This window comes from Pseudomonas sp. DCB_BI (genome assembly GCF_026240995.1).
Taxonomy (GTDB): domain Bacteria; phylum Pseudomonadota; class Gammaproteobacteria; order Pseudomonadales; family Pseudomonadaceae; genus Aquipseudomonas.
This window is the reverse complement of the sequence record NZ_JAPFCG010000006.1, coordinates 1-14,161: the sequence shown is the minus strand read 5'-3', so window position 1 is coordinate 14,161 and position 14,161 is coordinate 1. Positions and strand designations below refer to the sequence as shown.

14 protein-coding genes are annotated in these 14,161 nt (G+C 62.3%); 8 read left to right on the top strand and 6 right to left on the bottom strand.

Features of this window, described 5'->3' with window-relative positions; translation table 11 throughout:
* From OO258_RS08090 to OO258_RS08080, 3 genes are all read left to right on the top strand, one after another.
* Complete coding sequence (locus OO258_RS08090) at positions 1-1,149, top strand: ABC transporter ATP-binding protein (RefSeq protein ID WP_266029671.1); 1,149 nt, start codon at positions 1-3, stop codon at positions 1,147-1,149.
* A 98-nt stretch (positions 1,150-1,247) separates the two neighbouring features.
* Positions 1,248-2,555: a phosphate ABC transporter substrate-binding/OmpA family protein gene (locus OO258_RS08085; RefSeq protein WP_266029670.1), complete on the top strand. Its 1,308-nt coding sequence runs from the start codon at positions 1,248-1,250 to the stop codon at positions 2,553-2,555.
* Positions 2,556-2,854: 299 nt separating this feature from the next.
* Complete coding sequence (locus OO258_RS08080; protein WP_266029669.1) at positions 2,855-3,919, top strand: TerC family protein; 1,065 nt, start codon at positions 2,855-2,857, stop codon at positions 3,917-3,919.
* A 6-nt stretch (positions 3,920-3,925) separates the two neighbouring features.
* On the opposite strand, the gene OO258_RS08075 is transcribed toward OO258_RS08080, so the two are convergent.
* From OO258_RS08075 to OO258_RS08065, 3 genes are all read right to left on the bottom strand, one after another.
* A complete protein-coding gene (locus OO258_RS08075) occupies positions 3,926-4,318 on the bottom strand; it encodes a hypothetical protein (RefSeq protein ID WP_266029667.1) in 393 nt (130 codons plus the stop codon).
* Positions 4,311-5,711, bottom strand: a complete 1,401-nt coding sequence (locus OO258_RS08070; protein WP_266029666.1) for a PAAR domain-containing protein — start codon at positions 5,709-5,711, stop codon at positions 4,311-4,313. The genes OO258_RS08075 and OO258_RS08070 overlap by 8 nt, the downstream gene beginning before the upstream one ends.
* Positions 5,712-5,832: 121 nt before the next feature.
* Entirely contained in the window at positions 5,833-7,062 is a 1,230-nt protein-coding gene (locus OO258_RS08065; protein WP_266029665.1) for an acyl-CoA dehydrogenase, read from the bottom strand.
* A gap of 139 nt (positions 7,063-7,201) precedes the next feature.
* On the opposite strand from OO258_RS08065, the gene OO258_RS08060 reads away from it, so the two are divergent.
* Both OO258_RS08060 and OO258_RS08055 read left to right on the top strand, forming a co-directional pair.
* Entirely contained in the window at positions 7,202-8,128 is a 927-nt protein-coding gene (locus OO258_RS08060) for a LysR family transcriptional regulator (protein WP_266029664.1), read from the top strand.
* A gap of 183 nt (positions 8,129-8,311) precedes the next feature.
* Positions 8,312-9,466 (top strand): cysteine desulfurase family protein, encoded by a 1,155-nt coding sequence (locus tag OO258_RS08055; RefSeq protein WP_266029663.1) that lies wholly within the window; start codon positions 8,312-8,314, stop codon positions 9,464-9,466.
* 7 nt (positions 9,467-9,473) lie between these two features.
* Here OO258_RS08055 and OO258_RS08050 read toward each other — a convergent pair whose 3' ends face one another.
* The 3 genes from OO258_RS08050 to nfsB all read right to left on the bottom strand — a co-directional run bounded on the left by OO258_RS08050 (position 9,474) and on the right by nfsB (position 11,193).
* Positions 9,474-9,911: an RES family NAD+ phosphorylase gene (locus OO258_RS08050; protein WP_110743282.1), complete on the bottom strand. Its 438-nt coding sequence runs from the start codon at positions 9,909-9,911 to the stop codon at positions 9,474-9,476.
* Positions 9,908-10,357, bottom strand: coding sequence for an antitoxin Xre/MbcA/ParS toxin-binding domain-containing protein (locus OO258_RS08045; protein ID WP_110743283.1), 450 nt, complete (start codon positions 10,355-10,357; stop codon positions 9,908-9,910). Before OO258_RS08045 ends, OO258_RS08050 begins: the two co-directional genes overlap by 4 nt.
* Positions 10,358-10,539: 182 nt before the next feature.
* Positions 10,540-11,193, bottom strand: coding sequence for an oxygen-insensitive NAD(P)H nitroreductase (gene nfsB / locus OO258_RS08040; protein WP_266029660.1), 654 nt, complete (start codon positions 11,191-11,193; stop codon positions 10,540-10,542).
* Positions 11,194-11,295: 102 nt separating this feature from the next.
* Here nfsB and OO258_RS08035 point away from each other — a divergent pair, with 102 nt between their 5' ends.
* Genes OO258_RS08035 through OO258_RS08025 form a run of 3 tightly spaced genes read left to right on the top strand, consistent with a single transcriptional unit; the run spans position 11,296 to position 13,733 of the window.
* Entirely contained in the window at positions 11,296-12,219 is a 924-nt protein-coding gene (locus OO258_RS08035; RefSeq protein WP_266029659.1) for a LysR family transcriptional regulator, read from the top strand.
* Between the two features lie 48 nt (positions 12,220-12,267).
* Positions 12,268-13,098, top strand: coding sequence for an AraC family transcriptional regulator (locus tag OO258_RS08030; RefSeq protein WP_266029658.1), 831 nt, complete (start codon positions 12,268-12,270; stop codon positions 13,096-13,098).
* Between the two features lie 50 nt (positions 13,099-13,148).
* Positions 13,149-13,733: a LysE family translocator gene (locus OO258_RS08025; protein ID WP_110743287.1), complete on the top strand. Its 585-nt coding sequence runs from the start codon at positions 13,149-13,151 to the stop codon at positions 13,731-13,733.
* The last annotated feature ends 428 nt before the right edge of the window (positions 13,734-14,161 follow it).

The following is a 14,161-nucleotide window of genomic DNA, read 5'->3' as shown; positions in this document are numbered from 1 at the left end:
ATGAGTGCAGTGATCAAAGACAACGCGCACGGCAAGACCCTGGTCAGCCTGCGCGGCCTGAACAAGCACTACGGCGACTTCACCGCCGTGGACAACCTCGACCTGGAAATCCAGGATGGCGAGTTCCTGACCTTCCTCGGCTCCAGCGGCTCGGGCAAGTCCACCACGTTGTCGATGCTGGCCGGCTTCGAAACACCCAGCAGCGGCGAGATCCTGGTCGACGGCCAGTCGTTGGTCAATGTGCCGCCGCACAAACGCGATATCGGCATGGTGTTCCAGCGCTATTCGCTGTTTCCGCACCTGAACGTGCGCGACAACATCGCCTTCCCGCTGGCCATCCGCAAACTCAATGCTGCCGAAACCAGCAAGCGCGTCGACGCCATGCTCAAGCTGGTGCAACTTGAGAAGTTCGCCCACCGCAAGCCGTCGCAGATGTCTGGCGGCCAACAGCAGCGCGTGGCGATTGCCCGGGCGCTGGTGTACGAGCCACGCATCCTGCTGATGGACGAGCCGCTTGGCGCGCTGGACAAGAAGCTGCGTGAAGACCTGCAGGACGAACTGCGCCAGCTGCACCGCCGCCTGGGCATTACCATTGTCTACGTGACCCACGACCAGGAAGAGGCCATGCGCCTGTCGCAGCGCATCGCCATCTTCAGCCACGGCAAGATCGTCGGCCTGGGCACCGGGTACGACCTGTACCAGAATCCGCCGAATGCCTTTGTTGCGTCGTTCCTCGGCAACTCCAACTTCCTGCGGATCAAGGCCAGCAGCAATGGCGCAGGCAGCTTCGAGGGCCAGCCAGTGGCCATCCGCCTCACCCCAGGCCTGGCCGCTGCACAGGACGCACTGATCATGGTGCGCCCGGAAAAAGCCCTGGCCCTGACCGCCGAACAAGCAGCGCGCGAGCCACTGCCGGCGGGCTGGAACGAGGTCAGTGCCAAGGTTGGCGAAGTGCTGTTCCTGGGTGAAAGCCAGACCTGTCATGTGGTGACTGCAGGGGGTACCGAGCTGACGGTGAAGGCCCTGTCGGCCGCGGGCATGCCCATGCAGCCGGGCGACAGCGTGAAGGTGCGCTGGGCAGTGGCCGATGCGTGCATCTACACCGAATGGGCCGAAAGTGACCTGAGCAAATCGGCCGGGGCGCATTGAGGTCGCCGGGGCCGCTTTGCGGCCCCACGGCCTGTCACATTTTCATCACGCCTTTGTCGTAATCTGCCGGCCAACTCTATGCCACAGGGCCACCCGGCATGCCCCGTCTGCTTGTCCTGCTGCTCACGTTGCTACCCCTGGCCACCCTGGCCGAACCCGTGCATTTACGTGCGCAAGGCTCCAACACCATCGGGGCAGCGTTGCTGCCGGCGCTGGTGCAGGGGCAATTGCGTGCACAGCAGGCCAGCGCCATCGAACAGCAGCCTGGCCAACGGCCCAACGAAACCGTGATCAGCGCGCGCGACGTGCATGGCCGGCCGTTGCGCATCGACATCGCTGCCCACGGTTCCAGCACCGGTTTCATCGCCCTGGGCCGTGGCGAGGCCGACCTGGCCGCTGCCTCTCGGCCGATAAACGACAGCGAACTGCAGCAGTTGCGGGCCCTGGGCGACCTGCGCGCAGCCAGCGCCGAGCAGGTCATCGGCCTGGATGGTGTCGCGGTTATCGTGCACCCCGACAACCCGTTGCCACAACTGACCACCGGGCAACTGGCGCAGATTTTCTCCGGGGAGGTCCAGCGCTGGGAGCAACTGGGGGTCAGCGGTGGCGCCATTCACCTGTACGCCCGGGATGACCGCTCCGGTACCTTCGAGACTTTCAAGGCTCTGGTGCTGGAGCCGCAGCATGCTGAACTGTCCGCCAAGGCCCGCCGGTTCGAATCCAGTGAAGAACTGGCCGCGCGGGTGGGCGGCGACCGCCAGGCCATCGGTTTCAGCAGCCTGGCTGCTGTCCACGGGGCCAAGGTACTTGCCGTCGCCGAAGGCGACGCACCGGCCATGCTGCCCGAGCGTGCGCTGGTGGCCAGCGAGGACTACCCGCTGTCGCGACGCCTTTACTTCTATCTGCCAGCCAACGCCAAGCCCGAGGCAAAGGCCTTGGCCGATTTTGCCCAGAGCCCGGCCGGCCAGGCGATCGTCGCCCAGCAGGGCTTTGTTTCGCAGCAGATCAAGGCCCAGCCAGTAGTACCCCAGGCCGACATGCCGCCACGCTACCGCAGCCTGGCCCAGCAGGCGCAGCGCCTAAGCGTGAACTTCCGCTTCCAGGAAGGCAGCGCCAGCCTCGACACCAAGGCCCTGCGCGATGTGCAGCGGGTGGCCGAGTACCTGCGCCAGGCTGGCAAACTGCAGGGCAAGGCGGTGCTGGTGGGCTTTGGCGACCCTAAGGAAACACCCGGCCGCGCCGCCTTGCTCTCGCGCTTGCGCGCGCAGGCGGTACGCCGCGAACTGGCACGCGATGGGGTGGAGGTGCTAGAGGTCACCGGCATGGGCGATGAACTGCCGGTGGCCGGGAACGAACTGGAACAAGGGCGGCTGCGCAATCGACGGGTCGAGGTATGGGTGTACTGAATTTTGGCAGCGGGCTTGGCCGCGAACACTGGCGGAGCCGGTGCCTTCCACAGTGTTGGATTCTTCGCGGGCAAGCCCGCTCCCACAGAGCCCCTGCTTGAGCATGGATTATGTGTTGTCCACGAGACCCGGCGGGTGCTGCAGGGGCGCTGGCAAAGAAATGTAACAGCTCCCCATTCGGCATCACCGGCAAACGGGTCTAGGCTCAAGCCCATGTGATACCGGGCCCCTCTGACGGCTTCCATGCCGTGATGTCGGATCACTGTTGCCATGCAACGTCGACATTCAAGGAGGGGCTCATGACAGCTCTGCAAGCATTCCTCACCACTCCGATTCTCGGTACCAGCGCCTGGCTGTGGCTGGTATTCCTGGCCATCGTCATCGGTTTGCTGGTACTCGACCTCGGCGTGCTGCACCGCCACGACCGCGAGATAGAAATGCGCGAGAGCCTGCTGCTGTATTCAGGCTACTTCAGTGTCGGTGTGCTGTTCGGCGTGTGGGTCTGGTACCAGCTGGGCGCGCAGTCGGCCCTGGAGTTCTACACCGGTTTCCTCGTCGAGCAGTCGCTGTCGATGGACAACGTGTTCGTCATGGCGATGATCTTCAGCTACTTCGCCATCCCCCGCCGCTACCAGCATCGCGTCTTGTTCTGGGGCATCCTCGGGGTGGTATTCCTGCGGGCGATCATGATCGGCGTCGGCGCCGCGCTGGTGCAGAACTTTGCCTGGGTGCTCTACATCTTCGGCGCATTCCTGCTGTTCACGGGGGTAAAAATGGCGCTGTCGAAGGAAGACGGCCACCCGGACCTGGCCAATAACCCGGTCATCAAGTTCGTACGTCGGCACATGCGGGTTACCGACCAGATCCACGGCTCGCACTTCTTCATCCGCCAGACCCCGGCCGGCCACAGCAAGGCGCTGCGCTACGCCACACCGTTGTTCCTGGCACTGGTGCTGATCGAACTGGCCGACCTGGTGTTTGCGGTCGACAGCGTGCCCGCCATCTTCGCCATTACCCAGGACCCGTTCATTGTCTACACCTCGAACATCTTCGCCATTCTTGGGCTGCGCTCGCTGTACTTCGCGCTGTCGTCGTTGATGCACCGGTTCGTGTACCTCAAGTATGCGTTGGCGCTGGTACTTATCTTTATTGGGTGCAAGATTTTCTATCACGGCATGGTGGGCAAGGTGCCGGCGCTGGTGTCGTTGGGGGTGACGTTCGGGTTGTTGCTGGGTGGGGTGGTGGTTTCGTTGATCAAGACACGGGGGGAGAAGGTAGTGATCGTAGATCAGCCCCTCGAGCAACCTGCAAATGCCGATCGTGCTGTCGACCAGAAAGAGGAAGACCCGCAGATGCGGGTCTGATTTCCCCTACTTGAACTTAAATAACGCCCATACAACCACCATCCAGATGCATCCAGCCATGCTTAGCCAGGCTGAAATTTTCAACCTGCGTTTAAGCTTCTTCGGAAACGCATTTAGCTCGCCAGCATCCAGTTGACCCATTCGCAGCGCTAACCATGGAAATGCCACTAGCCCACTTACCGTACATAGCGTCATCCAGCGCCACTTGAATGACCCAGAACCCCAATAACGCTTGATGCTTTCAAAATAGGGGTTACTGGTGATGGCCGAGCAGGCGGCATCATAATCTTTGGTCAGCGTCGAGACAGCACTAAGGACTAATCCTGGTATGACGATAGCGAAAGGACTTAATAGAAGCGCCACTTTAGCAAGTGATTGCCAGCCAGTAATGTCAATCACTGGTTGCCTCGTAAATAAACTCGCCTACGAACTCACCGAGCTTCCCGCCCAGCACTCCTCCGGCCATCCCGCTGACGCCCACCAGTACAATCCCGCATACCGGCGCAGCCAGACCTGCCGAACCCATAGTAACAGCGGCACAAATTGTTCCCGATACGAGGTTTGCTCCTAAAGTGCCAGCCATTGCTCCGGCGGTTCCAGTAGCAAAACCTCCAGTCTCGGTCAGTCTGACTTTTTTACAGTCTTCGGTCTCCTCAGCCCGACAAGCGTCTTGCACCTTTAAATATGAAGAAGCTCCACCTAACCCAATCGCGGCATACCCTCCATATTCAAGATACTTGCTGAGCCGTGCCACCTTGTCCAGATGCGTCGCATACCCCGGAATCTGCCCCGGCCCGCCCGCTTTCGACCAGTGATGGACTAGACTCTTGGTCGAAATATTCAAGCTCTTCCTCAAGCGCTCATAGTTCCCAAGGTTCAACTGTTTGTTCAAAAGTGCTGTTTTCAACTGCCCATCCAGCTGCTGCAGAAGCCGCCGCCGTTCAGCAAAAAAGCCCGGGCTGTTCAAGTGCCCGTGGCGAATGAACTCCCGCTGGTGCAATTGCTCGATGCTGGTCAAGGTATGGCTGACCTGCTTCAAACCTTGGTCCAGCATATCCTTGCCCACGCCCATGGACAGGCTAGCGTCGCTGAGCAACCCCGCAATCTCGGCCTGATGCTTCATCATGAAATCCGCTTCGGCGAAATCGAGCACCGCCAGCGCACGCCGCGCATGCTGCGCCGCCGCCATCAGCTGGCCTTCCTCGCGGGTGCAGGCGCCACCATTGTCAGGATCACCGATAACGAAAATTTCCCCGGCCTTGAACCCCTGTTCGAACGTAGGGTTGAGCCGCTGCAGCCGGGAAATCGGCAACGTGGCATCGTGTTCGGCCAATTCCAGCAGTACCTGTGCGAATGACATGCGTCGCGGAATAACGTAGAAGCCAGGCTCCAGGGTACCGGGCATCGCCACGGCAATGGGTTGGGAGAAACGTTCGGGGTAAACGAGGGTTGAAGGCTCGCCAACGTGGGTATTCGCGCGCACTGCAACGGAATGCCTGGACGGCGGTATTTCATTTACCGGTGCAACAACCCGATTGCTGCCCGGCGAGCAACCACAGAGAACCAGCGCACCGTCCATGGCCACCCGGCGGCCATCGGAAATAACATGCTCCACACCTTCGGCGACCATTCCCACCTGCCCACAAACAGGGCATGCCGTGGTGTGGTCACCTTCGCGCAGCACCATTCGACCCTCGTCGAGATAGCCCGCATCCGTCGCAATACACACGGCCCCCGTTGTGGTCACATCGCCATCTACCGCCTGACCTTTTCCCTCTAGGCTGACGCGCATCCTCAAGCTCCCTGTGGGTGGATAGGGTTAGAAACCTATCACCCACAGGGCGGCCTCAAGCGCTTGGAACAGAGAATCAGAAGCCTCCTACAAGTTATCCCGAACTTGCGGTAGCAACCCGCTATCGCCCGCTGCGCAACATCTCCACCGGCACATACTTGCCAATTTCATATTTGCCAATCGCCGCCCGGTGCACTTCGTCCGGCCCGTCGGCCAGGCGCAGGGTGCGCTGCATGGCATACATGTAGGCCAGCGGGAAATCGCCGCTCACCCCTGCCCCGCCATGAAGCTGAATCGCCCGGTCGATTACCTGCAAAGCCACGTTCGGTGCCACCACCTTGATTTGCGCAATTTCGCTGCGTGCTACCTTGTTGCCGACGGTGTCCATCATGTACGCCGCTTTCAGCGTCAACAGCCGGGCCATGTCGATTTCCATGCGCGAGTCGGCGATCTTTTCGATGTTGCCGCCCAGGCGTGCCAGTGGCCGGCCGAACGCCGTGCGCTCAACCGAGCGCTTGCACATCAATTCCAGCGCACGCTCGGCCATGCCGATCGAACGCATGCAGTGGTGGATACGCCCCGGGCCCAGGCGCCCCTGCGCGATCTCGAAACCACGGCCCTCGCCGAGAATCACGTTTTCATAGGGCACCCGCACGTTTTCGAACAGCACTTCAGCATGGCCATGCGGCGCATCGTCGTAGCCGAATACCGGCAACGGGCGGACGATCTTCACGCCCGGCGCATCGGTGGGCACCAGGACCATCGAATGCTGCTGGTGGCGTGGCCCTTCAGGGTCGGACAGGCCCATGAAGATCATGACCTTGCAGCGTGGGTCGCACGCGCCGGAGGTCCACCACTTGCGGCCATTGATGACCCATTCGTCACCGTCACGCACGGCTGTGGCGGCCATGTTGGTAGCGTCCGAGGAGGCTACGTCCGGCTCGGTCATGGCGAATGCCGACCGGATCTCCCCACGCAGCAGCGGCTCCAGCCACTGGCGTTTCTGCGCCTCGCTGCCATAACGCACCAGCACTTCCATGTTGCCGGTATCCGGCGCCGAGCAGTTGAACGGCTCTGGCCCGAGCAGCGAGCGGCCCATGATTTCTGCCAGTGGGGCGTACTCCAGGTTGCTGAGGCCGGCGCCGTATTCCGACTCGGGCAGAAACAGATTCCACAGCCCTTCGGCGCGGGCCTTGGCCTTGAGCGCTTCCATGATTGCAGTTGGCTGCCAGCGGTCGCCCTCGGCAACCTGGCGTTCGAACACCGCCTCGGCGGGGTAGACGTAGGTGTCCATGAACGCTGTGACGCGCTCGCGCAGTGCCTGGACCTTGGGCGAATAGGCGAAATCCATCGGGGCTACCTTCACGGTTCGGAGTACATGGCCAGAGCCTAGAGCAGCATGGCCCCATCCACCTAGTCTATTTTCCGCGTGTATAAACATTCATAACCGATATATGATCGGCTGATAATTCCAACAAAGAGCGGCGCCCATGAACCTCAGCAAGGTCGACCTCAATCTGTTCATCGTGTTCGATGCGATCTACACCGAAGCCAACCTGACCCGCGCCGGGCAGATCGTCGGCATCACCCAGCCAGCAGTGTCCAACGCCTTGTCGCGGCTGCGCGAAACCTTCAACGACCCGCTGTTCGTCCGCACTGCGCAAGGCATGGTGCCCACGCCCATGGCGCAGAACATCATTGGCCCGGTGCGCAACGCCCTGGCGCTGCTGCGCACTTCGGTCCAGGAAAGCCGCATCTTCAACCCGCAACAGGCCAACAAGACCTTCCGCATCAGCATGACCGACCTGACCGAGGCGGTAATCCTGCCACCACTGTTCCAGCGCCTGCGCCGCCTGGCCCCAGGGGTGCTGATCGAAAGTTTTCTGTGCAAGCGCCGCGAGACCACCAAGGAACTCGCTGCTGGCCGCCTGGACTTCGCCATCGACGCCCCCTTGAACACCGACCCGCAAGTACGTCACGTCAAACTGATGCAGGACCGCTACGTGTGTGCCTTGCGCCAGGGTCACCCGCTGGCCGACAGCAAGCTGACCCTCGACAGCTACCTGGGCATGACCCATATCCATATTTCCAGCCGCCGCAACGGCCTGGGCTATGTCGACCTGGCGTTGGGCAAGATGGGCGTGCAACGCAAGGTAGCCCTGCGGTCGCAACACTACCTGATGGCTTCGCAGGTGTTGCAGCAGACTGACATGGCGATGACTGTGCCCGAGCGATTCGCCCGCCGCCATCAACTGCGTTACCACCCCCTGCCGGTGGAAGTGCCCGCGCTGGAAACCCACCTGTATTGGCATGAAAGTACCGACCAGGACCCGGCTAACCGCTGGATGCGCGAGCAGATCACGGAGTTGTGCGAGCGTGTGGTGGCCGATGAAGAAAGGGCTGTAGAGCTAGCCTGAGCAGGTCAAAGAGGGGCTGCTTGCATGCCCTTCATCAGAGCGAGAAAATATTTCTATCTAAATCACTCCATGTAGAAATATTTTTCACAGAATCTTGGTTAAGAGCTGCTGTAAGTGAAAAATATCTCTCAATCCGCGGGTACGCTGATTGCATCGATCGCCGACTGACATGGACCCGCCCCAATGCCTAGCGCCCCGCTCTACTTCGACTACGCCGCCACTACCCCGGTCGACGACCGGGTCATCGAGACCATGCTCGCCTGCCTGGGCAGCCAGGCCAACTTCGGCAACCCGGCATCCAGCGGCCATGCGTTCGGCCAGGCTGCCCGCGATGCAGTGGAGCATGCCCGCCAGCAAGTGGCCGACCGCGTTGGTGCACAAGCTGCGGACCTGGTGTGGACGTCTGGCGCGACCGAGTCGAACAATCTGGCGCTCAAGGGCATTGCCCAAGGCGTCGGCCAGCCCGGGCACCTGATCACCAGCCAGCTGGAACACAAGGCAGTGCTCGACACCGTGGCCGAACTTCAGCGCCAGGGCTGGGCCGTTACCCGCCTGGCACCGGATGCCGCCGGCCTGATCCAGCCAGCTGCCGTACAAGCAGCGTTGCGCGCCGATACCCGCCTGGTATCGCTGATGGCGGTCAATAACGAACTGGGCACAGTCACCGATTTTGCCGCGATTGGCGAAAGCGTTCGCGCTCATGGCGCCCTGCTGCATGTGGATGCGGCGCAAGCCGTTGGCAAGCTGGCGATCGACCTCAGCGCCCTGGCTGTGGACCTGATGTCGTTCTCGGCACACAAGGTGTACGGGCCCAAGGGTATCGGTGCGCTCTATGTGGGGCCACGCGCCCGCGCCTTGATGCGTGCGCAGATACACGGCGGTGGCCATGAACAGGGCCTGCGCTCAGGCACCCTGGCAACCCACCAGATCGCCGGTATGGGCAGCGCCTTCGCCCTGGCCGGTCAACCCGGCGACAGCGAGCACCTGCGCCTTGCGCAATTGGCCCAGCGCCTGCGCGAAGGCCTGCTGGCATTACCCGGCGTCACCCTCAATGGCTGCGCTACGCAGCGCATTCCCCATACCCTCAACCTGCGCATCGCCCACACCGGCTTCAACAGTGCAGCGCTGGCCAGCGAGCTGGCGTTGTCGACCACCTCGGCGTGTAACTCGGCAAGCAATGCAGCGTCGCATGTGCTGCTGGCGCTGGGGCTGGATGAGCACCAGGCACGCAACAGCCTACGCTTGAGCATCGGCCGCTTCAGCACCGACGCCGAAGTAGACAAGGCGCTTGAAGTGTTCGCCCGGGTGCTGGCAGCGGCATCGGCAGCACTGTGGTAGACACGCGTCAGAACAAGCGGCTGTCGGGGGTGAAGTCCTCGACCTGGATCGTCGCGCTCTGCGCCTGCGGGTGCCGGGGGTTGAACAGGTAATTGGTGGTACTGGGCATGATCGCGCTCGGTACTGGCAACAGCAACGCTGAACAGTCGTCCAGAAAGCGGTTGCCCAGGGCGCGGGTCAGCTCGGTATGCCCAGACCAGCCAGGCTGCAAGGCAGGCAGCTGCGCTTGCGTAACAGTGTCGGGTAACTCGATGCGGATCAAGCGCATGGTGGTGGGGAAATCCTCGGGGTCGATCTCCAGGTGCACCAGCACCTCGAGCATGGCCCCCGACGGGCTGGTCGCGGCATACACAACCGGCCGCCCCGCCTGATGCCAGCGACCACTGACACGCAAGCCGCCGGTACCACTCAAGTCTGCATAAGCGCTGATGCGCCATAGAATCACAGACCAAAACCCTCGGCGATCTGCAACAGCATCTCTTCGACTTGGGTGGTGCCTTGCTGGGTGGTGAGCATCTGCATCGGCGTCAGCCCCGAGAAGCGCTCCTTGGGCTTGGACAACCAGCGCTTGGCCTTGCCCGCTTCGCCGAACACGGCCTCGGCCATGGCGGTGATATGCGCCGAGCGGAACAGCCGATCGCTTTCTTCCACGGTAAGCGGTTGGTCGCGTTCGATGCGGGTTTTCAGGGTACGCAACGGAATGATCTGGTCACGCTCCACGGGGGTGAACACCCCACGCTCGGTCAGTGTCACCAGCCAAGTGGCTGCGAAACCATGGGTAATGCGGGTGTGGATTTCAAAGTCACTGGCGAATTCGGGGATTTCCAGCAGCGCCTCAAGGCGCGCCCGGTACGCATGGTAACCGTTGTCGCGAAGCACTTCGGCAAGCATGGCAAGGTCCTCATTCGGCGTTTGCCGACAAGTATGCGGCATATGCCGGAGCAATGCCAGCCTGGGACCAGGCACTGCTCCGCGCTCGACGAGGTGAATGCCTCAGCATTGCACAACCTGGGCGGCGTTGGGACGCGCTGGCCAAGGCTGCGCTCCTCGCCTGGCGATGCGACCCCAGGAACTCACAGGAAGGTGAATACCTGCGCAGCCGGCAACCGCGATTTGCTCAGGTCCGCATTGAAATCGCTCTCACTGCGATACCCCAGGCTGAGCATCACCACGCTGGTGAACCCACGCTCGCGCAACCCCAGTTCCGCGTCCAGAAGCTTACTGTCAAAACCTTCGATCGGCGTGGCATCCAGCCCGTGCGCTGCCGCACCCAGCAAGGCCGTACCCAACGCCAGATAAGTCTGCTTCTCCATCCAGTGCTGCACGTCCTTATAGTCGAAACGGTGCAGGTCCACATAATGGCGACGGCTCTGGTTCTGCGCCGCACGCCCCTGCTCGTCACGGAAACGCCCGTCGGCAGCCTCTTGGTCGAGCACGCTGTTCAGGTGCGTTTCAGTCATCTCGGTGCGACTGCAAAACACAATCACATGCGAGGCGTCGAGAATCTTCGGGGTGTTATAGGCATAGCGTTCGGCTGTGCTCTTGGCCAGGCGGGCCTTCCCTTCAGCGCTGTCGGCAACAACGAAGTGCCATGGCTGGGAGTTGACCGAAGACGGGCTGTGGCGCAGTTGTTCAAGCAGGGCATCGACAGTGGCCTGAGGAATACGGCGCGAGGCATCGTAGGCTTTGGTGGTGTAGCGGCGCTTGGCCAGCGAGACGGTATCCATGCAACAGCTCCGGGTATGAACGTGGTTTGCCTGGCATCTTATATTTCCCTACTAAAAGAAAAAGTGGGAATATTCAGCAACACTTTCATCCCTGGAGTGAAAATGCTGCGCGTCACCGACCTGCAATTGTTTGCCCGCAGCAGCGTGCTGGGCAGCTTCACTGCCGCCGCCCACGAAGCCGGCCTGCTGCCTGGCCAGGTGGCTGCGGCAATCAAGCGCCTGGAGCGCGACCTGGATGTGCGCCTGTTTGCCCGCACTACCCGCAGCCTGCGCCTGACCGCCGAGGGCGAGCGCTACCTGCCCACCGCGCTGAATGTGCTGGAAAGCCTGCGCCAGGGCCACGAGGACCTGCACGGCACCCCCAACACCCTGCGCGGCACCCTGCAGGTTTCGGCGCCGTCCGACATGGGTCGCAATATGCTGCTGCCGTGGCTGAGTGCCTTTCGCCGTGAGCACCCGGCGTTGCAGCTGCGCTTCTTCCTCTCCGACCAGATTGCCGACCTCAACCGCGACCCAGTGGATGTGGCCATCCGCTATGGCCTCAACCAGGACGCCAACTACATAGCCCTGCCGCTGGCCGCCTGGAACCGCCGGGTGCTGGTCGCCTCACCCGACTACCTGGCCCGCCATGGTCGCCCGTCTAACCCCGACGCCCTGCAGCAACATGCCTGCCTGCTGTACATGCAGCACAACCGGGTGTACGACAAATGGCAGCTGGGCAACCGCACCGTGCACGTGCACGGGCCACTGGTGAGCGACGATGCCGACGTCATCCGCCGCCTGGCCATTCAAGGCGAGGGCATCGTGTATAAATCGTGGCTGGATGTGAGCGCCAACATTGCCGCCGGAGAATTGGAAATCGTCTTGCCCGAACTCCTCGGCGAAGCGACCCCAGTCACCCTGGTCTGCCCACACCGCAAGCAACTCACGCCTGCGGTGACGCAATTGCACCGCTGGCTGCGCGAGCGCTTCGACCATCTGCGTGACCGGGCACTGACCAACGGCTGCACAATCGTTCCAGACTGAACAGGCCGGGTACGCTAAGGTAGCCCTTTACCCCCAAGGCACACCTTCATGAGCAATTGGATCGACTTCAAGCAAGATGCCGACACCGGCATCGAGTCGGTCCGTGCGCATTTTGTCGGGCATGCCTACGACCCGCACTGGCACGACAGCTTCCTGGTCGGCGTGACCGAGCAGGGCGTGCAGCAGTTCAACTGTCGCCGGGTGCGCCACCGCAGTACCCCCGGGCAGGTGTTCCTGCTTGAGCCCGGCGACATTCACGACGGCTTGGCCCCCACCGACGAAGGCTTCACCTATTCGACGCTGTACCTGGAGCCGGCCTGGCTCGACCAGCAACTGCGGGCGCTGTTCGAGCAAGCACCAGGCAACAGCCTGCCCAGCTTTGCCGATACCCTGTGCCAGGATGAGCGCCTGGCCCGGGCCACCGGCCTCGCCTTCCGCGCCGTGCACGACCAGGACTTGCGTATCGTCCGGCAAACCGCCACCGATGACCTGCTGGCCTGCCTGACCCGCCACCTGCACTGGCGCCGGCGCGTCAACCCCGACCCGCGCCTGCCGCTGACCGCGCAGCGCGCGCGGGACTACCTGCACGCCAACCTGGAACGCGACATCGGCCTGGAGGACCTGGCGCAAGCCTGCGGCATCGACCGTTTTCGCCTCACCCGTGCATTCAAGGCCGCGTTCGGCATTGCACCGCATGCCTACCTGATCCAGTTGCGCCTGGCCCGTGCGCGGCGTCTGCTTGCCCAGGGCCAGACGCCTGCCGAAGTGGCCGTGGCCTTGGGCTTTGCCGACCAAAGTCACTTGGGCCGCTGGTTCCGTCGCGCCTACCAGTTGACCCCAGCGGACTACCGCAGGCGCTGCTCAAACCTTCCAGACTGAGTGCCTGCAAGCCGCGAGCATGGTGCTTCGATTTCTCGGAGTGCTTGACCATGTCGCAGTCGTTGTTGCCCTTCATCCTGTTTGCTTTGGTGTCCAGTATCAGCCCGGGGCCGACCAACCTGTTGATCCTGGCCCATGGCGCCCGATTGGGCCTGCGTGCCAGCCTGGCGCCGATCCTGGCGGCCTGTGGCGCAGCGGCGACGATTGTTTTGCTGGTCGGGCTGGGGCTGGGCGAGCTGTTGCTGCGTCACCCGCTGGCGCAACAGCTGATGAGCTGGGCCGGGGTGCTGTGGCTGAGCTGGCTGGCGTGGAAGATGCTGCGCAGTGCCGCTGCACCGCTGCGGGAAGGCAATGGGCAAGGCTTCAGCGCATTCAGCGCCGCCTCGCTGCAGGTGGTGAACCCCAAGGTGTGGTTGATGGCTGTGGCGGTGGTCGGGGTATTCGCCGCACCCTCGTTGCCGGTGTGGATGCTGGCACTGGTGTTCTGGCTTATCGCTCTGCCCTGCATGACGGCGTGGGCGATGCTGGGGGTGGGAAGTACGCGCTGGTTGCAGGCGCCACAGCGGTTGCGAGTGTTCAATCAGGTGTTGGCGGGGATTTTGTTGGTTTCCGCCTGGGCCGCCGTGCTGGCTTGAGCCCTCTGCTGCAAGCTAAGCGAGACCTGTCGGAGCAACTGTCCTACTCAATTTCCAGGATCTTGCGCCCCCCTGTGGGAGCGGCTTTAGCCGCAAACACCGGCGGAGCCGGTGCCATCCACCGTGTTGGATACTTCGCGGGACAAGCCCGCTCCCACAGGTACCCCGCAGGCTTGAGGCTGATGCAGTACCTGAGGAAACAACTGGCTTGCTCAATTTCTAGAATCTCGCGCAGTGACCATTGTGGGAGCGGGCTTGTCCCGCGAACACGGGCGAAGCCCGTGCCATGCACCGTGTTGGATGCTTCGCGGGGCAAGCCCGCTCCCACAGGTACCCCGCAGGCTTGAGGCTGATGCAGTCCCTAGGGAAACAACTGGCTTGCTCAATAGAATTATCTACCGCAATCCCAGTGGGAGCGGGATTGGGGC